Origin of the sequence: Limnoraphis robusta BA-68 BA1, from assembly GCF_034932365.1 — a bacterium.
GTDB classification, from domain to species: domain Bacteria; phylum Cyanobacteriota; class Cyanobacteriia; order Cyanobacteriales; family Microcoleaceae; genus Capilliphycus; species Capilliphycus robustus.
Window position 1 is genome coordinate 24,995 of record NZ_JAYGHR010000098.1, and the last position, 19,335, is coordinate 44,329.

A 19,335-nucleotide genomic window follows, 5' to 3' on the forward strand; every position below is an offset into this window, starting at 1 on the left:
TTCAAACTCAAACCCTGAAAATTCAAGAATTAGATTCATTCAATCGTTTTTGCCATTCAGCATCAATTTTATCCGTTTGTTCAAGTTCTTGTTCAATCAAATCCGATTCGGTCGTGTAGGCTAAATCTTTCTGAGTGATCACTGTTTCGGCAGCAAACTGACGAGCATAGCTCAGTTTTTGCTGTACAGAATTATCAGCTTGATTTAACAAAGCGACTCGTTCTTGTCGGTGATGATTGCGGACTTCTATTCTAGCGTTGCGCCATTTCATCAATAGATAACGCACCAAAGGAACGGTTAAAAATCCAATGCCATAAACCAATAAAACTGGAAAAATTCCCTCAACAAATGCGACTAATCCTCCCAGGGTTTGAGCAATCGTACCCTCTCGTAATAAACTACCCAAAATGATCGCACCGACAATGTTAACAACTCCTAAACCTGCCGCTAACATGAGTTGACCCGAACTCGCTTGACTAAATTTCCACAACTGTTCTTTGAGATAACTAGAAATCGGTTGAGGACGATATTGAGTTGCTGTCATTTGCAACTCGGGAAAATGATAGACAAATTCACCTTCAGGACTGACTTTTGGATAGCCGTTAAACCGAGTCAAAACAGGCAACATATAGTCCTCGTATTCTTCCTCTTGACGGCTAATGTCATCAAGATACGGTGCAACTTGTTCGGCAATAATTGCCCCTTGATTGTTGCGAATTAACGTAGCAATCGTTTTCCATCGCCATTCCTCTAAATTGGCATTCGGATTCCCCTCTCCAAACAAGAAAGAAAAGACCGATTCTAAAAAGTTGTATTGATCAGTTTGGGAAGTTCCCCCACGCGGGCGTCGATGGGAGGAATAATCATCATAATCCCAATACAAAAACCAATACCAATTAGGGCCGAACCAAACGCGAGGAACAAAGAATATTCCCCCTCCGCCCTCACTACTTCCGCCCGAATCATCACCGTCTCGACTGGAATTAACCGCCATCAAAATCAGGGCAATGCTAACAAAAATTAGCACAATAGAAACAATCAGCAAAATCCCGAAGGAAATGCGGATGAGATAAAATAATACCCGCCAAACTTTTTCCCACCATTCCTGCAATTTTAACCGCAAAAATTTATTGCGGAGAATGCTACGAAAATCCTGGGGAAATAGAAAGGCAATTTCCCCAGACTCGGCAACTTGCAGGTGTCCACCTGCATCAGAAGCAAGTGCTAGAAGTTGTTGTTGAGCGACATTAACATCAATTCCGGCTTGGGCGGCTACGTCCCCGGTGGTGACGCGATAGCCCAACTGCTCAACCGCTTTCATAATTGAAGGGTTTGGTATCATCGGCGTTGTTTCGCTCTCAAGCTATTCACTATCTATTTACAGTATAGATTTTTCAGCAATACTCAGAAAGAGTTCATGGAGAGCTACAGTAGAGAATAGGTTATTTTCAGAGCGTGAACGCAGGTTGAGGTTAAACGGGAGCGGGAATTGGGACTGACTCTTTTCTAGAGCCGCCTTCAAAGCCAGCCCGGAGGCTATTCAACCGAGCGCTTTTTTTGTGGTAACATACAAAGTACCCAATTGAGGCTAGATGGGATCTCTCGGAGATGTAAGTCATACACTTAAACTCCGAAAAGCTCTCAATCAAAAATCTAAGTGTTTGTTTTAATTTGTAACATTTAGAGTTCGATTTGTTGTAGTTTTTAACCTGAATCAGACCGTGAGGTTTTCGTCTCAAAACCTTGGGACTTCAAGTTGACCAGTCGGTTTCATCCTGGGAATAACAAAACACTTAAAACTGGAGATTAGAGCCAATGCCAAGATCGCAACGCAACGACAATTTTATCGATAAAACCTTTACGGTGATGGCAGATATTATCCTCAAAATTATGCCCACGAATCAAAAAGCTAAAGAAGCTTTCGCCTATTATCGGGATGGAATGTCCGCTCAAGGTGATGGTGAATATGCAGAGGCTTTAGACAACTACTATGAAGCCCTCAAGCTCGAAGATGATCCCTATGATCGCAGCTACATTCTTTATAATATTGCCTTAATTCATACCAGTAATGGCGAACATGAAAAGGCATTAGAATATTATCGTCAAGCCATTGATCTTAATCCCCGGATGCCTCAAGCTTTGAATAATGTTGCGGTGATTTTTCACTATCAAGCCGAAAAAGAAAAAGAGGAAGGAAATGGGGACAAAGCTGAAGAATATTATCGTCAAGCGGCTGAATATTGGGTACAAGCGATTCGTCTCGCTCCCAATAACTATATTGAAGCACAAAATTGGCTCAAAACCACCGGACGCTCCAATATTGATGTCTATTTCTAAGTTGGATTTTGTTGATTTCAGTGGCTTGTCTAATTTCATCAATTAGCCCTGAAAAATTCTGGTTTTCTGATTGACTCTTTTCTCTTGATTTAATGATGATTGATCGCGAACAAGTCCGCAAAGTTGCTCATTTAGCTCGGCTAGAAGTCACGGCTGCTGAAGAAGAAAAGTTTACAACTGAACTCGGCAGCATTTTAGAATATTTTGAACAGCTTAAAGAACTCGACACCGAAAACGTTCCGCCAACAACCCGAGCAATTGATGTCAGTAATATTACCCGAGTTGATCAATTACAGCCCTATGAAAACCGAGATTCTCTATTAGGAAGTGCGCCGGAAGCTGATGGGGATTATTTTAAAGTTCCCCGGATTTTAAAAGAAGAATAGAGATGTAGGGGCAATTCATGAATTGCCCTTACCCATTAGTCCCATTTTAATTATTTTTTGTTCCCGAAAGCAGTCCCTATATTATTGTCTGTACTCGCAAGTTCAACCCTGACAATTGAGAACATTTTGGAGAAACCCAGTTCTTTAAATTAACCGGGTTTCTGACGAACATCCTCAAATAATTAGAGACTAAATTCTACGGTTTTCAACCAATCCAAGATTTTGGGATTAACAATTTCCGGGCGTTCATCGTGGGGACAATGACCCGTTTTTGGTACAGAAACAAACTCAACAGGTTGTCCCGCATCCACTAAATCTTGATAAATTTTCGCCCCTTTTATCGGAGTCCAAGGGTCATCTTCGCCCCATATTACTAATAAAGGCTTTTTGACTTTTGGTAATAATTGCGTCGGATGGGGGCCAGCCGGAGCCGTTAAAATCGCCGCAAAAACTTTCTGAGCGCCTTGATCATTTGAAGGGGTATAAAGTAATTCAACTAATTCATCAGTAATCGCTTGTTTATTCCCATAAACCTGACGCAAAGTATTCCGAATGCGATGTTTTTGACGCACTTGGTTGAACAGAAACGAACCAATAACCGGAGAACTCACCATCTTAGTAAACGTTCCCATAATCAATCGTAACGGCAAATTTAACTCCTCTGGGCGATGATTTAAACCGCCTGCACAGTTGAGTAAAACAGCCCCGGCGGAAAGTTCGGGATATTCCGCCACCATCATCAAACTGAGTAACGCCCCGATAGAATTTCCGATAAAAACAGTCGGTTCTTGAATCTGTTCCGCCCAGAAATCATGCAACAGTTCAGTCCACAATTCCAAAGAATAATTAATCGCAGGTTTAGCCGAACCTCCAAACCCAAGTAAGTCTAACGCAAAAACTCGATAACCGCCTTCAGCCAATACCGAAATATTCTGGCGCCAATGTCCAATAGAAGCACCAAACCCATGCACTAAAACAAGAGGATGTCCGTTCCCTTGAACCGTGTATTCGATGGAATGTCCCCGCCATTGCCAGGTTTGCAGGTTTAGGGGAAAGTTGGAAAGAGGTTTTTCAGTTGAAAGCGTCATGTGATAAACTTTTGTAAACAGTGTTACTCTCACATGATAATGGGTTACAAGAGTATTGGGAAAGCCGCCTATTGATCAAAAACCCTAAACAGAGTTTGAGAACAAGTTTGTTGCATTATCAAACCCATTGACGTTTCGGAGATTTGTCGAGTTTTCTATGGAAACCCAAGAATTGAAATTGTGCTTTACAGAATGTTGACATCCTACTTGGAATAACATCTCTAAATTTCTATGTGCGGGACAAATCCACTCGACGGCTTTGGTATACTGATAGACAAACATTCAGACTTAAGTGTGCTATTCTAAAAATGCTTTCGCAAGCTATTATTTCTTTAGATAAGCAGTTTGCATTTTTCAATCGCTTTAACCGTTCGGTCTGGCCTAGTATTTTTAAATATTACAAGGGATATACGCAGTTTGCATTTTCCCTTTGACTTTTAACCTTTCTGTCTAGATAGTATTTTTAAACATTATCAAGAGACATACATATATGTATCGGTTCCAGGTAAGGGCGCACACAGAAACCGGAGAATTCATCGGACTCGTCGGTTCAACTCAGGACTTAGGAATGTGGGACGCAAACAATTGCATACCTCTACGCACCAGCGCTGAAAGTTATCCTTTATGGTGGGCAGACATTGAATTGTTAGAGTCGCCCAATAACCAAAGCATTAATTATAAATACGTTCGACTCAGTGCAGACAATAGCGTGGAATGGGAAGCTTGGGGAGCAGACCGTTGGATACCGCTCGAACCCAATCTACCACCGTCCACCATTATTGTAGAAGATGGCTGGTTCGGTTACGTCCAGCCTTGTCCTTACGGATATTTTAAAGAACCATTCGCCCAAAAGCCACTCATCAAAGCAGAACAAGGTCTAAAAATCGCGGTTGTGGGGAGTTCTGTCGCATTAGGATGCAGTTCATGGTTATTGCGGGGCTGGACAAGCCATTTGGAACAAACCTTGCATGAAAAATATGGTCACATCCTAGTCAATCTATCCGAACTGGGTGCCAATGTTAGCACAACAATTGACAGGTTTTCCTTGATCGTCGCACCCTCTCAACCCGATATCGTCATTATTGCCCTTTCTCTGGGTAACGAAGGGTTGGCTTATTGTCCACCTCACCAACAACGGGCGGTGCAACGCCGTTTTGAAAGAGGATTGCAGCAACTCGTCAAAATGACCAAAGAATTGGGAGCAATGCCCATTTTAGCAGGACTATACCCAAACGGGGATTATACCTTAGAACATAATTTACTGTTGCGAGATACGCACAATCGGATGCTCAGTTGGGGTGTTCCCGTGCTGAATTGGCTGGAGGCTGTAGATGATGGGGAGGGGCGTTGGAAACCGGGGATCTCCTTTGACGCGGCTCATCCCAACAGCTTAGGACACCGCCTGATGTACGATCAGATCGATCTTCGCTTATTCGAGATAGATAAAGACAAATTAATTCAAGCAAAACAACTCTCGAATCAGAAGCAGGAAGTCCCGATTTATCGCGATAATTGGGGTTTCCATGTATTTGCTTGTCAGGAAGAAAAGAGTTTGCGAGTGATTAATACTTCAAAACATCCTTACAGCATCACGAGCGACTGGAAAAAACTCCAAACAGCGATTCAACGTCAAGCCGGATTAATCCCTGGTATTTATATCACGAAAACCATTGAAAAAAATACGCTACCCTTCTTTTGGGTGCGAGAAGATGGGACGATTGAAACGTTAGTTAATATTCCCCCAGGTGCTGACATTGAATATAGTGCAGCTTTCAATTTCTTGACACCCAAAGTCTCACAAGTTTTACACTACGACGGACTTTTAGGACTGTTGAAAGAAAGCGATTCAACTCTGCGCGTGATCAATGAATCAGAACACGAATATAACATCCACCCCATGTGGAAAGAAGTCCGCAGCGCCCTTAAACAAATGCCATCGGGTGTTTATGAAGATTTAATAGAACCCGATATGCCTTTTCGCACGATGATCATTGGCAAAGACGGACTAGAAAGCCGAGTCAAAGTACCCGCTCAATCCTCTGTCATTTTTCAATACAAATGTAAATTATCAGACATTAGCCGAGTGGGGATTATTCCGTTGGGCGCTCGTTGTGCGGCGAGAATGTTGTTATACAAAATGGAATATGATGGGCCAGCTTTTCCCTTTGATCTAACCCGAACAACCAATCTTGGAGATGTAGCCGATATGATTGAAACGGGTTTTTCTGATATGTGGAACCCGAACCTTTTACATTACAATCACGACGAAAGGAGAATCTATCATAGCAAATGGACAGGGCTATCTTTCGCTCATGAAGTGGAAGAAACAGACGACCCCTTAAATGATATGTCACCTATCTATGAACGAATGCGCGTGCGTTACTCAGCGCGAGCGAAACGCTTTTGGTATACGCTACAACAATGTGACGAAGCGCTGTTTATTCGCGCGGGTATTACTAATCGCGATTATGTGATCGATTTGGTCGATAAATTGACAGCAAAATGTCAAGGAAAACCATTCCGCGTCTTGCTGATTTCTCCCCAATCTTCTGACGAATTTTCAGAACTTCCTCATGTGCTGCATTATAATTTGGAGTTCAATCCAGACAAAATGTATGAAGATTTGGAATATTGGATGCACTGCACAAATATAATGCGAGGAATTCTTGAATCCTTGGGCGTATCGAGTAAAAATTTATATTGGTGTCCGCCCAATCCTCCCAAAGATGAGGCTAAATTGAGATAAAATTAATAGGATGGGTTCATTTGGGGAAGCGATCGCACTTTGCTATTTATAGATAATAGTGAAGTCGCGATCGCTGAGAATTTTAACACCTATTGATTATTGCGATCGCCATAAATAAAACAAGTAGTGATTTTGAATAACTTTGATTAAAACTCATATTTTTAGGATGAAGAAACGGATTTTCCTAGCTATTGCAAGAAGTCGGTTTGCTTTGTCTGCGATCGCCAATGAGGATGTATAAATTGATCTAACAGAATGAATCAAGCGGACATGGTATAAGGTATAGATGTAGAGTAATCGTCAGGAAGATCGCTAAAGGAATAGGGCAATGAAAATCAAAGTCAAAAATCTTGGGGCTTTAAAACAAGCCGAATATACCCTTGGCGACTTGACAATCATTTGTGGCTGCAACAATACGGGTAAAACCTACGCTACTTACGCTTTGTTTGGCTTTTTATATCATTGGCGGCGGATTTTTTCGCTCAAAATAGACGACGATAAGATCGAGCAACTGCTTGCTGACGGCGTAATTCGTCTTGATCTACAAGAATATGTAAAACAGTCGCCTCAGATTGTTGATCAAGCGTGTCAAGCCTATAGTCAGCAATTACCCAATATTTTTGCAGCTCCGAAGGAACGATTTAAAAAAACAGAATTTCAGGTAAGCCTAGACATTCAAAATATTAGTTTTACACCTTATTTTGAACTGACAATCGGATCGGCTAATGTGGAAATATTCTCGATGACAAAAAGTGAAGAAAGTCGAGAATTAGTCGTTACTCTACTCGTTGAGAAAGACAAGGCAAAAATCCCCATAGATATACTGAACCGCACCATTTCTGATGCACTGAAAGATATAATTTTTGCTCAAATTATCCCTCGCACTTTGATCGCCAGCGCGGAACGAACGGGCGCTGCTATTTTTCGTAAAGAGTTGAATTTTGCCCGTAATCGCTTGGTTGAAGAAATGGGTCAAGCTGAGAAGAATATCAATCCAATTGAGCTTTTATTCAAGGTCTATCAGGATTATGCCCTACCAATAAAAACAAATGTTGATTTTACGCGAGAACTGGCAACAATTTTCAAAAAAAGTAGTTTTATTGCCGAAAACCATCCCGATATATTGACAGATTTTGCCGACATTATTGGTGGCGAGTACACCGTCACTCGCAACGATGAGCTGTATTATGTACCCAAGGGTAAACGGGTAAAGCTTTCTATCGATGAAAGTTCTAGTGCTGTGCGTTCTTTGCTAGATATTGGTTTTTACCTCAGACATGAGGCGCAACTTGGCGATTTACTGATGGTAGATGAACCTGAATTAAATCTACACCCGGAAAACCAGCGTCGTGTTGCACGGCTTTTCGCGAGATTAATTAACCTTGGTATTAAAGTTTTTATTACAACCCACAGTGATTATATTATTAAAGAATTAAATACATTAATCATGCTCAACCATGATAAACCCCATCTCAAACGAATTGCTGAAGCAGAAGGTTATCGAGCAGAAGAACTTATCTCTTCCGAAAAAATCAAAGTTTATATCGCCGAAGAAGCATCGATAAAAATAGAGGGGAAAACCAAAAAAACTAAATGCCAAACTCTGACACCCGCAGATATCGACCCAGAATTAGGTATTGAAGCTCGCAGTTTTGATCCAACCATTGAAACGATGAACCGCATTCAAGAAGCGATCGTTTGGGGTAAGGATTAATGTCTGATTCTGATATTGCTATCCTTAAAAAGATGATCAAAGAAACCGCCACAGTAAAACTGCAAGAACGACAGGAGGGAAAGCGTTTCAAATATTCAGTCACACTCGAAGAAAAGAATCTTTATTCTGTAACAATTGATGGAATGCCTCAACCTGATCGGGTTATTATTATCAAGTCAGATAGTTTTGTAGATCCAAGGGAAATATTTAATGGATCGAAAGGCGAGTGTAAACGTGCAGATTTTGTCATCATTACGGATACTGACCCAGAAAAAATCATCCTTTGTATTGAGATGAAGAAAAAGAAAGACTTAGAGCAAAAAATTATTCAGCAACTTAAAGGAACGCAGTGTTTTGTTATCTATTGCCAAGAAATTGGTAAAGCATTTTGGCATAAACAGAACTTCCTTGATGATTATCAATATCGTTTCGTTAGTATCGGTAACATCAGCATTTCCAAGACAAAAACACGCTTTGAGCGAAAAACTGATATTCACGCTCGTCCAGATCGGATGCTGAAGATTAAGTCCCCGAATCGCCTTCAATTTGATCATTTGATATAGTTTAGGCTATTGGTGATAGCTGCCGCCTAACGGTAACATTAGAAGTTTGTTTAGTGCTGGATAACGCAGCAACTTTGATAAGTCAGACAGTCTCGAGCAATGATATCCTTGATTTTAACGAAATAAACTGATGAACTAACATGAACCTCCCACTCATTGATCGCGCCCAACAAAACCCAAACAAAATCGCCATTGTCGCCACTGAAGGAACATTTACCTATCATAATTTGCTCCAAACTTCGGCTCAAATTGCTACCCAACTTCTCGAAAATCAAGACGATTTACAAGAACAGCGAGTGGCCTTTTTGATTCCTTCGGGATTTCAGTATGTGGCGACACAATGGGGAATTTGGCGTGCGGGTGGGATAGCTGTACCTTTGTGTGTTTCCCATCCCAAACCCGAGTTAGACTATGTAATTGCAGATTCAGGCGCATCAATTATTATTGCACATCCGAGTTTTGAAACACTATTACGCCCGATCGCTGAAGAGCGAAATATACGATTTATTTTAACATCAGAAACGCTTCCTGAAAATGTCAGTTTACTTCCAGAAATTGAGATCACTAGACGCGCATTAATCCTTTATACAAGCGGTACAACAGGAAAACCCAAGGGAGTTGTTAGCACACATCAAAATATTCAAGCACAAGTAACTAGCTTAGTTTCGGCTTGGGGATGGACGGCAGACGATCGCATTCTACACGTCTTACCTTTGCATCACATTCATGGCATTATTAACGTGTTAACTTGCGCGTTGTGGAGTGGTGCAGAGTGTCATATTTTACCGAAGTTTGATGCAGAAATCGTTAGCGATCGCATTAGCCAAGGGGATTTAACTTTATTTATGGCAGTACCCACAATTTATGTCAAGTTAATAGCCGCTTGGGAAAATTCAGATCGCGATCGCCAACAAAAAATCTCCTCGGGTTGTGCTAAAATGCGCTTGATGGTTTCAGGATCAGCCGCTTTACCCGTTCAAGTCTTGAAAAAATGGCAAACCATTAGCGGTCATTTTCTGTTAGAACGGTACGGAATGACTGAAATCGGCATGGCTTTATCTAATCCTCTGCACGGTGAAAGATTAGCAGGATTTGTCGGGAAACCTTTACCGCAAGTCGAAGTTAGATTAGTCGATGAAAGTGGAGAATTAGTCACTCCAGGAACACCGGGAGAAATTAAAGTTAAAGGATCAACTGTGTTTCTTGAATATTGGCAAAAACCCGAAGCAACTATAAAAGCATTTCGCGACGGTTGGTTTTGTACAGGTGATTTAGCCGTATTAGAAAATGAGAACTATCGCATTTTAGGTCGAATCAGTGTAGATATTATTAAAACAGGCGGTTATAAAGTTTCAGCTTTGGAAATTGAGGAAGTTTTACGAACTCATTGTGATATTCAAGATTGTGCAGTTGTGGGAGTGGAAGATGCCGAATGGGGTGAAAGAGTTTGTGCCGCTTTAGTCTTAAAATCAGGAACTCATTTAACCTTAGAAACCCTCAGAAGTTGGGCGAAAGAACAATTGGCTACCTACAAAGTTCCGAGCAAAATTATAGCGGTGGAAGAATTACCGCGCAACGCGATGGGAAAAGTAACCAAGCCTAACGTCGCCAAGCTATTTCACTGAGATCGGATTGTTCTTTCATCTGCGATTAGCATTATAATGTCTTTACGTTGACATCCTCCCACCACTAATTCGGAGTACCGAATATAGTGGGGGATTCCAAAGATTGCTCTTTGGGCTTCCTCTTTCCACGACTCGACTTGCTTGGAAGAGTTGCCTCACCCAAGTAGAGGTCGATGTCTCCAGAGGCGTTGGTTCCCGTGTGCCCCACGGTACGAAGTGCAATTTCAAGTATGTTGATAGCCGCGTTCCAGTCTCGGTCTAGTACGAACCCACAGTGATCACAACGATGTGTTCTTTGACTCAAAGACTTCTTGACGACTTCCCCGCAGTTGGAACAGTTTTGACTGGTGTAGTGAGGTGGAACGGCGACCGTCACCACCCCGAACACCTTGCCGAAGTATTCCAACCATTGACGGAACGCAGACCATGCAGCATCGGATATAGACTTAGCCAGCTTCTTGTTTTTGACCATATTCCGCACCTGCAAGTCCTCGTAGGCAACCAAGTCGTTAGACTGGATGACGCATCTTGCCAATTTCACGGCAAAATCTTTACGCTGCCTGCTTACCTTGAGGTGTTTTCTGCTCAAGCGGTTTCTGCTCTTGGCTCTATTTTTCGAGCCTTTTTGCGTTCGAGAAAGTCTCTTGTTCAAACGTTTCAGGGCTTTCTCGGACTTTCTCAAGTGACGGGGATTCTCGATTGTTTGCCCGTCAGAATCGGTGTAGAAGTGGGTCAATCCAACATCCAACCCAATATTCTTCTGGGTTGGCGTTCTCTTCTCAACTCGCTCAACATTAAGGCAAAACTGAACGTAGTATCCATCTGCACGACGGACTACTCGAACTCGCTTGATTTGTTCCAACTGGTAGAAGTGCAAGTCACGGGTTCCCCACATCTTGAAGCTTCCAGCTTTGAAGCCATCGGTGAAGGTGATAGTTCTTCTATCCTCCGACAGTTTCCAGCCACAGGTTTTGTACTCAACAGAACCATGTGTTTGATGCTTCTTAAACTTAGGGAAACCTTCTCTTGGTGCGCTTCCTCTAGCGGCTTGCGAAGCCGCGAGGTCGCACCGCTTCTTAGCCGCTTTCTTCTTACAGTTGTCGTAGAACCGAGCAATAGAACTCCAAGCTCGTTCAGCAGAAGCTTGACGAGCCATAGAGTTGAGCTTATTCGCCCAAAGGAATTCATGAGCGAGAACCTTGCAATAAGCACTCAGTTCATACCGCCCAATCCCCTTGTTTTTCATCCAGTATCCGACGCAAGAATTGCGGATAAAGCGTGCAGTACGAATAGCTTCATCAAGCTTTTCATACTGTTGCTTTTCTCCCTCAAGTTTTGCCTCAAATACCAGCATTTTACGTTGCTATGTTTGACATAAATAATTCTAACATAATACATCCTGACCGCAATTCATCTCACCGCCAAATTGAAAATTATGGCGGGAGCCTTCTTGCGGAAGAAGGTAAAGTGCAGAGATCAAAACCTGTCGGTGATTCCCGCACCACACCAACCCAAGCTTAAAGATCAATCAAAACTTACGAGGGTGCGTCTCGACCGGAACTTCTGTTAACAATTTATTGATCGCAGATGAAGAAGACAAAGATATAATTTCCAGAAGGCACTATGAGACAAATAACCCCTTTGGATTGGCTAGGTTTGTGCCGTGAGGAACTTCTTACCCGGAGAAAGACTCAAAAATACTGAGCCTGCCATCTAGAGTGGGTAGCCATAAGTTTCTCAGCTTGGAGACTTTTAATGAGATGACCAATTTTTCACGCGACCGTGTAGATCTGCACATCAACTCAAGACTGAGCCAGTTTTTACTGGTCAGCGTTTTTTCTATGATAGCCGCGATCGCAGGAGTTGTACCCAATCTAGCAACGCTACCGTCTACATTCACTCAGACTCCCGTTGCATCCGCTCAGTCGAGTCAGGAGTTCAGCGAGGGGGAAATTCTCAACTATGCTCGTGCTGTTTTAGCCATTGAACCCAAGCGTCAACAAACTTATGACGAAATTCGACAAATCATCGGTGAATCTGTTCCGGTGGTGGTTTGTAATGAAACGGGTAGCCTTAACCGCTTAAAGCAAGACGTGCGGGTGTTGGCGACAAATTACTGTTCTCACGCCAAAAAAATGATTGAAGACAATAACCTCACCGTTGCGAGATTCAACGAAATTACTCGCAAACAACAAAGCGATGCTCAACTGCAACAACGAATTCAAGCCGCGTTGGTCCAACTGCAACAACCCTCTAGAAACTAAAGGGTTTTGTTTTCCTGACTCTATTCTCCCTATCTATAATGCACTTGGTATGAAAACTCACACTCAACTGTCCTCTCTAAACTGGTATCACGCCATCTCCAAAACTCTCGGCGTCAGCGTTATTTCTATCGTCAGTCTGTTGAGTGGGTTGACTCCCACCCTCTCAGGACAAGATCTGAGCTTTGGTGTGAGCGCTGTTCACGCTCAAGTCAATCAAAACTTTAGCAACGAAGAAATCACCAACTATGCTCGTGTGGTTCTCGCTCTGGAGTCGAGAAGATATCAAGTATTCAACGAGATTAAAAAAATAGTTGGCGAAGTTCCTCGCATTGTTTGTGATGAACCCGGTAGTATTAACGCCCTTCCCGGAAATGCGCCCCAACTGGCGGTGAGTTACTGTGATCAAGCCAAGCAAGTGATTGAAGCTAGAGGCTTGACTGTGACTCGGTTTAATGAAATCACCCTTCGCCAACAAAATGATCCTCAATTTAGGCAAAAAATTCAAGCCGAAATCTTACGACTGATGGAATCTTCTAAACCATAATATTGACTCACCCGAACGATAGGCAGTTTAATCAGTTTGGCAGTGTTGGTCACAACTCTGCCCAATGGGAGCATCTTTTTGTTTGAATTGCATCCCTGTTAAATAATTTCCCAAATCGTTTGAAATTATGGTATAGTTAATCAAGATATGGGTATGTAGCTCAGTGGATAGAGCATCAGATTCCGGTTCTGAGGGTCGGGGGTTCGAGTCCCTCCATACTCGTTTAATACATTTCCTGACCGATCTACCAACAAGGATCAGACTCAATAAATGCGATGACAATATCAGCCGGAACAGGTCTGAGAAAATAATACCCTTGAGCAAATTCGCTACCAAGTGTTCGCAATTGTTCGACTTGTTTTGCGGTTTCGACTCCTTCGGCGATCACCGCCAATTTTAACACATGAGCCAGGGTAATAATCGTCTGCACAATCCCGAAATTTTCTCCTTCTCCTTCCGCTTCCATTTGAGAGATAAAGCTACGGTCAATTTTGAGAGTATCAATGGGGAAACGATTTAGAGAACTGAGGGAAGAAAATCCGGTTCCAAAATCATCAATACTCAGCCGCACATTTAATGCTTTTAACTGTTGTAATAAAGCAATGGTTTCGTCTACATCTTTCATAACAACACTTTCGCAAATTTCTAGCCGTAAATACCGAGGATCAATACCCGATTCTAGAATAATATCGTGAATTTGCTCAACTAAATCGGGTTGCGAAAATTGGCGACCTGATAAATTAACACCCATAATTAATTCTAAGTCTCCAAACCGATCTTGGATTTCTTTTAACTGATGACAAGCTTCTCGGATCACCCATTGACCCATCGGAATAATTAACCCCGTTTCCTTAGCGACAGACATAAACTCATTCGGGAAAAGTAAATCTCGTTGGGGATGTTCCCAACGAATTAATGCTTCTAACCCGATTACTTTACCTGTTTTTAAGGAGATTAAAGGCTGATAATAAAGGACAAATTCTTGACGTTGTAAGGCGAGTCTTAAATCGGTTTCTAGCTGAAGATGCTGTTTCCCGTCAACATTCATTTTTTGCTCAAAAACTTGATAGGAACCTGTACCTTGACTTCTCGCTTGATACATCGCAGTATTGGCATTTCTTAATAAATCATCAGCACTCATATCAGTCGAGTCATTTAAGGCAATCCCAATACTCATCGTTCTAAAAACCTCTTGTCCTTGTAAAAAAAATGGCAAAATTAAAGCTTGTTGAATTCGTTCCGCTACCCAAATTGCATTTTGAGGTTGTCTGAGATTTTCAATCAAAATTGCAAATTCATCGGCACTTAATCGAGCAATCACATCACTGCTTCGCACACAAGTTTTCAAGCGGTGAACCAGATCAACTAACAGTTGATCTCCGGCTTGATGACCTAAACTATCATTGATCACCTTAAATCGATCAACATTTAAAAATAAAACTCCACAGAGTCTATTCTGCCATCGACTTCGATAAATTTCTCCTTCTATTCGATGCAAAAAAGTCGAACGGTTTGGTAAACGAGTTAAGGAATCATGGGAAAGATAATAAACCTGTTTATAAGCAATCACACTAATACTGGTGAGGATAAAAGCTAGCCCTGGCGCAATCAGAGGAAGCCATCCTTTAAAAATAAATAATCCATAGCCAATTGCGAATAAACCCATCAGTACAATACTCAGGGTAATCGCTTGTTTTACCGGATGTCGAATTTGCCAGGTGATTATCCCACCGATGATCGCCCAACCCCAAATCCAAAGGGGTTCTAAACCTAATGGTAAAAACCAAAATAATCGCGGTGATTGCCAAAAATTTTGGCGTTGATTGAAGCCAAAATCATTCAATGCTACACTCATAATATTGCTAACCATCTGAGCATGAACAAATACTCCTGGCATCATCACATCATGGGAGGCTGCCGCACTATAGGGAGTTAAAAAAGAGTCTTTTAAACTTGGGGCTGTTGCACCAATTAATACAACCCGATCTCGCACTAAACTGGGATTAAATTGTCCAGCTAATACCTCTCCAATAGACAGGGTTTCAGCTATCTGAGGCTGGCGATAGTTCAGCAGAATTTGATAACCTTGATCATCAATCGCAGTATATCCACCATTCCCAGCTTTTAACGGAATAAAAACTCCATTCCCCAACTGCATATAATTTGAGTTTCGGGAATAATTTTGCGGTTCAATTCCTTGAGTTTTGAGGTAAAATAAGGCGAGTTGTAGCGACAAAGAAAATAAAGTTTCCTCCTCCGTACTCGCAAATAAAAGTTGGCGGCGAATCACACCATCAGGATCAACGGGAACATCATTAAACCCAATCCGTTCAGGGGGAATATTGGGTGGAGACGGAATCGGAGGAACACCTAAATTAGTAATTGCAACAATATTCTCCGCTTGCAATTGTCTGATTAGTTTTTCGGTTCCTGGTGGATGGGCTAAATCTCGATAAAGATCAATGCCAATCACATGGGGTTGATGCTGTTGCAGTTGAGTTAATGTTTCTGCTAAAATCTCATCAGAGAGCGGCCAACCTTGGGTTTTTAAGTCAGCTTCCGTAATGGTAACAATTAACAGTCGAGGATCGAGTTTTTGGGGAGGTTGTAGTCGCACCAACAAATCAAAGATTCTCAACTCTAAAGGCTGTAAACTTCCCCATTGTTGTAAAATGACAACAACCAAAGCGATCGCTAAACTAGCAACGAACCCCGGAGCGAAGAAAATTGCCCCAGGGGGTAGGCTGTTATGATTGCTATTGAGGATAGGTATTCGAGATAAAATCGAAGGAAGTTTAGGAGAAAACATGGAGTCTATGTAGAGTTTTATCCGAATCAAAGTCAAATCATTTAATCGAGAGCCTGTAACTTCGCCTGATCCAGAAATGATTCGGCTGACAACAAATATTTTTGATCTTACATACAAATGTAAGTCTAAGTCTTAAAATATCGTTATCGAATTTCAGGAATCAATTAAAGCCGATGACAAATCAACTTCCCATCCCCGTGATTGTGAATGGTGCGGGTGGTAAAATGGGTCGAGAGGTAATTAAAGCCGTCGCGACAGCCTCCGACATGACTTTATTGGGGGCAGTAGATCGCAACCCGGAAACATTACATCAGGATGCGGGGAGTTTAGCCGGAATAGAGCCTCTAGAAATCCCTGTAACGAATGATCGTGAAGGGACTTTAGCAATGGCAGCTCAGGAAAAACAACCGGGTGTCATGGTCGATTTTACCCATCCTGATTCCGTTTATGATAACGTAAGGGCAGCGATCGCTTATGGGGTGAGTCCAGTGGTCGGAACAACCGGGTTGAGTCCCGAGCAAATTCAAGACTTGGCGGAGTTTGCAGATAAAGCGAGTATTGGCTGTTTGATTATTCCTAATTTTTGTATTGGCATGGTACTACTTCAGCAAGCCGCAGTCACCGCTTCTCAGTATTTTGATCATGTAGAAATCATCGAACTTCACCATAATCAAAAAGCGGATGCTCCCAGTGGAACCGCCATTAAAACCGCCCAAATGTTAGGAGAATTGGGGAAAACCTACAACCCCCCCACTGTCACAGAAACGGAAAAATTACCGGGTTCCAGAGGCGGTAAAGCGGCGGAAAATATCCGCATTCATAGCATTCGCTTACCGGGGTTGATCGCCCATCAAGAAGTGATTTTTGGCGCATCCGGTGAAATTTATACCCTACGCCATGATACCACAGATCGAGTGTGTTATATGCCTGGAGTTTTACTCGCCATTCGGAAAGTGCTTCAACTCAAAACCCTCGTTTATGGGTTAGAAAAGATACTATAGAAGTTCAGGGTGAGGGATGAAAGGTTGTGACAATTTTATCAACGGGTCTTGTCTCAACCTGACTCACTCTATCACAAAAGAACGGATAAAATACCAATGAAGCTCTATGTTGATTCCCTTAACTCGTAAAACCTTTGAGGAATTGATTCCGGCAGTCGCAACTAGCGATCAATATCGTTATTGTTGGGGAAAGCTTTCTGATTTTATCAAGCGACTGTTAATTTCTGCGGTTTGTGCCTCAGTTTGGATTCTTCTTGAGATTTCCGCATCTGATAGCATCAAACCCGTGTTATTAATATTAGGATTAATTACCATTCTCTACTGGTTTTGGGGGCCAGTTGTAGAAGCCAGTTTGCGGAATATTCAATGTCGAAAATATCCCTACTGCGGATTTTTGCAGGGAAAAGTCCTGGATTTTTATATTACAGAAGAAGTCACCAGCGAACAAGAATCCGTCAATCAACGAGGAGAATTAATTATCATTGAAAATTTAGAGCGGCGAATTAACGTGGAAGTGGGAGATGCTCAAGGGTTTACAACCTGCATTCAAGCCCCCCTAAACCGCTCCCATAAAAAGATTCATCGGGGTCAAGTTGCTCAACTGATTGTCATGTCTTTCCTGGAAGATTTAAGCCGCATTAACCAAGTTTCTGATCTCTATATTCCCAGTCAAAACTTGTGGGTTAGTGATTATCCTTATTTGCGTCGTGACGCCTTTGTAGATTTAAGTCGCTGGGTTCGTTCTCAACGAGAAACCCGCAGGCGATCGCGAACAACCGTTGACCAATGATTGAGCAATAAAATCCCTGTGTCCTTCATCTAGGTTTCATCCGAAAAAACGACTGATAGCCGGAGCAGAAGCTCGTATAGATTAGACATATCTAGGGTTGTCAACTCCCTATCAATCGGAGGAACACACAATGGAAACACCGGGAAATCTCAGTTTAGAACAGCAATTCAAGTTAGAAGTTCTGCAAAAAGAAGTTAAACGTCTAACCCAAGAACAAGCTCAAGCCTATCTCATTGAACTTATGCGTCAGAATATGGTCAAGGATAATTTACTCAAACATTGGATTAAAAATCCTTAATGGATCTTCCGAGATCAGGGGAATAAGGTGTTGATTTGTGATAGATGGGGCGCTCTTGAAGAGCGCCCCTACATTTGAAAAAAATTAATTCACATTCGCCTCACGACCGTAAGCTTGCCAAGCCAAGTCTACCAAACCATTAACAATGGCAACCGAGACAACAGCGCTTCCTTTGCGGCCATCAATGCGAATATGAGGTACCATCGAATCATGTAGACGAGACTTTGCCACATCAGCCCCCACAAACCCAGAAGGCGTTGCAATCACTAAAGCGGGTTTAATTTCTTCAGCTTCAATTAAATCAACCAAAGCCGAAAGAGCAGTCTGTTCTTGACCCACGACAAAAATAGCTTCAGGATACCGTCGAGCTAAAGTTTGAATTCCCCAAGCCGTGCGGGTTTTTTCCCTCTGGGGTCGAGTTACCGCTTCCATCGAACAGTAGACGGGATTAGCAAAAGTAGCGAGAATCTGGGGACTAATTCCCACCTGCACCATCGGTACATCGACTACAATTGTTGTTCGGGCGGCTAAAGCAGCAGCGCCCGCTTGTAAAGCTTGATCAGAAAAGCGAACGAGGTACTTGTACTCGAAATCAGCAGTCGCGTAAATCACCCGACGGACAATTTCGTACTCGGCTGGGGAAAAAACATGATCGCCAATTTCGTGATCAATAATCCCTAAACTTTGGGCATCGGTAATGTGCCATTCCATCGTGATTTTTTGTTGTTATCGGTCTGTGAATCTGTGCAGCACCACCGAACCCAAAAATCTGAGCCAGGTTGTTTCTGTTTACAGGAGTTTAGGATGGGAATTCAGGTGGCACAGTATCATTATATTAGACAAGTTGATCCGGCAAAATGGAGAGTCGATAACTTTCCAGGCTTTAATTTAGCTTCTGCGGCGAGAAGCCACACATCTGAAAACGAACTGTCAGTGTCAGATGAATCGCCGACAAGATCTCTAATTTCTCGGCAATTCCGTTATAATCAAGTACATTCGCTCTAAGTTGCTCAATGAGAAACGTAGCAAAAGTCAGATTATACCCAACGGATGACCAGAAACAAGCCCTTGCAAAAGCGTTTGGCTCTGTACGCTGGGTATGGAATTACTGTCTAGAGCTAAACAACCAAGCCTACAAAGAAACAGGCAAGGGTATCTCAGGAATGCAGC

At 42.3% G+C, this 19,335-nt stretch carries 17 protein-coding genes and 1 tRNA gene; 13 read left to right on the forward strand and 5 right to left on the reverse strand.

Annotation, left to right across the window (positions count from 1 at the left end; genetic code table 11):
- Nucleotides 1-22 precede the first annotated feature (22 nt).
- A complete protein-coding gene (locus VB836_RS27955) occupies nt 23-1,342 on the reverse strand; it encodes a hypothetical protein (protein ID WP_323224510.1) in 1,320 nt (439 codons plus the stop codon).
- Nucleotides 1,343-1,815: 473 nt separating this feature from the next.
- On the opposite strand from VB836_RS27955, the gene VB836_RS27960 reads away from it, so the two are divergent.
- Nucleotides 1,816-2,337, forward strand: a complete 522-nt coding sequence (locus tag VB836_RS27960; protein ID WP_046280002.1) for a photosystem I assembly protein Ycf3 — start codon at nt 1,816-1,818, stop codon at nt 2,335-2,337.
- A gap of 95 nt (nt 2,338-2,432) precedes the next feature.
- A complete protein-coding gene (gene gatC, locus VB836_RS27965) occupies nt 2,433-2,723 on the forward strand; it encodes an Asp-tRNA(Asn)/Glu-tRNA(Gln) amidotransferase subunit GatC (protein ID WP_046280018.1) in 291 nt (96 codons plus the stop codon).
- Between the two features lie 182 nt (nt 2,724-2,905).
- On the opposite strand, the gene VB836_RS27970 is transcribed toward gatC, so the two are convergent.
- Complete coding sequence (locus VB836_RS27970) at nt 2,906-3,811, reverse strand: alpha/beta fold hydrolase (RefSeq protein WP_323224512.1); 906 nt, start codon at nt 3,809-3,811, stop codon at nt 2,906-2,908.
- A gap of 490 nt (nt 3,812-4,301) precedes the next feature.
- On the opposite strand from VB836_RS27970, the gene VB836_RS27975 reads away from it, so the two are divergent.
- From VB836_RS27975 to VB836_RS27990, 4 genes are all read left to right on the forward strand, one after another.
- Nucleotides 4,302-6,557, forward strand: a complete 2,256-nt coding sequence (locus tag VB836_RS27975) for a DUF1796 family putative cysteine peptidase (protein ID WP_323224514.1) — start codon at nt 4,302-4,304, stop codon at nt 6,555-6,557.
- Between the two features lie 328 nt (nt 6,558-6,885).
- Nucleotides 6,886-8,271, forward strand: coding sequence for an AAA family ATPase (locus tag VB836_RS27980; protein WP_323224516.1), 1,386 nt, complete (start codon nt 6,886-6,888; stop codon nt 8,269-8,271).
- The gene (locus VB836_RS27985; RefSeq protein ID WP_323224518.1) at nt 8,271-8,834 is read left to right on the forward strand and encodes a hypothetical protein; all 564 of its coding nucleotides are present in this window, start codon (nt 8,271-8,273) and stop codon (nt 8,832-8,834) included. The genes VB836_RS27980 and VB836_RS27985 overlap by 1 nt, the downstream gene beginning before the upstream one ends.
- Before the next feature lie 140 nt (nt 8,835-8,974).
- A complete protein-coding gene (locus tag VB836_RS27990) occupies nt 8,975-10,459 on the forward strand; it encodes an acyl-CoA synthetase (RefSeq protein ID WP_323224520.1) in 1,485 nt (494 codons plus the stop codon).
- A gap of 64 nt (nt 10,460-10,523) precedes the next feature.
- On the opposite strand, the gene VB836_RS27995 is transcribed toward VB836_RS27990, so the two are convergent.
- Complete coding sequence (locus tag VB836_RS27995; RefSeq protein WP_323224522.1) at nt 10,524-11,813, reverse strand: RNA-guided endonuclease InsQ/TnpB family protein; 1,290 nt, start codon at nt 11,811-11,813, stop codon at nt 10,524-10,526.
- Nucleotides 11,814-12,219: 406 nt separating this feature from the next.
- Here VB836_RS27995 and VB836_RS28000 point away from each other — a divergent pair, with 406 nt between their 5' ends.
- From VB836_RS28000 to VB836_RS28010, 3 genes are all read left to right on the forward strand, one after another.
- A complete protein-coding gene (locus VB836_RS28000; RefSeq protein WP_323224524.1) occupies nt 12,220-12,723 on the forward strand; it encodes a DUF4168 domain-containing protein in 504 nt (167 codons plus the stop codon).
- A gap of 49 nt (nt 12,724-12,772) precedes the next feature.
- Nucleotides 12,773-13,267: a DUF4168 domain-containing protein gene (locus VB836_RS28005; RefSeq protein WP_323224526.1), complete on the forward strand. Its 495-nt coding sequence runs from the start codon at nt 12,773-12,775 to the stop codon at nt 13,265-13,267.
- Between the two features lie 149 nt (nt 13,268-13,416).
- Nucleotides 13,417-13,489 (forward strand) — tRNA-Arg (locus tag VB836_RS28010).
- 22 nt (nt 13,490-13,511) lie between these two features.
- Here VB836_RS28010 and VB836_RS28015 read toward each other — a convergent pair.
- Nucleotides 13,512-16,076 (reverse strand): EAL domain-containing protein, encoded by a 2,565-nt coding sequence (locus VB836_RS28015; protein WP_323224528.1) that lies wholly within the window; start codon nt 16,074-16,076, stop codon nt 13,512-13,514.
- A 173-nt stretch (nt 16,077-16,249) separates the two neighbouring features.
- Here VB836_RS28015 and dapB point away from each other — a divergent pair, with 173 nt between their 5' ends.
- The 3 genes from dapB (at nt 16,250) to VB836_RS28030 (ending at nt 18,165) form a co-directional block, all read left to right on the forward strand.
- The gene (gene dapB / locus VB836_RS28020; protein WP_323224530.1) at nt 16,250-17,077 is read left to right on the forward strand and encodes a 4-hydroxy-tetrahydrodipicolinate reductase; all 828 of its coding nucleotides are present in this window, start codon (nt 16,250-16,252) and stop codon (nt 17,075-17,077) included.
- A 106-nt stretch (nt 17,078-17,183) separates the two neighbouring features.
- On the forward strand, nt 17,184-17,867 hold the full coding sequence (locus VB836_RS28025) for a phosphate ABC transporter permease (protein WP_323224532.1): 684 nt from the start codon (nt 17,184-17,186) through the stop codon (nt 17,865-17,867).
- Nucleotides 17,868-17,997: 130 nt separating this feature from the next.
- Nucleotides 17,998-18,165 (forward strand): NblA/ycf18 family protein, encoded by a 168-nt coding sequence (locus VB836_RS28030; protein WP_046280012.1) that lies wholly within the window; start codon nt 17,998-18,000, stop codon nt 18,163-18,165.
- Between the two features lie 84 nt (nt 18,166-18,249).
- Here VB836_RS28030 and VB836_RS28035 read toward each other — a convergent pair whose 3' ends face one another.
- Complete coding sequence (locus VB836_RS28035) at nt 18,250-18,876, reverse strand: precorrin-8X methylmutase (RefSeq protein ID WP_046280013.1); 627 nt, start codon at nt 18,874-18,876, stop codon at nt 18,250-18,252.
- A 302-nt stretch (nt 18,877-19,178) separates the two neighbouring features.
- Here VB836_RS28035 and VB836_RS28040 point away from each other — a divergent pair.
- A partial coding sequence (locus VB836_RS28040) for a helix-turn-helix domain-containing protein (protein WP_323224536.1) occupies nt 19,179-19,335 on the forward strand: 157 nt, incomplete at its 3' end.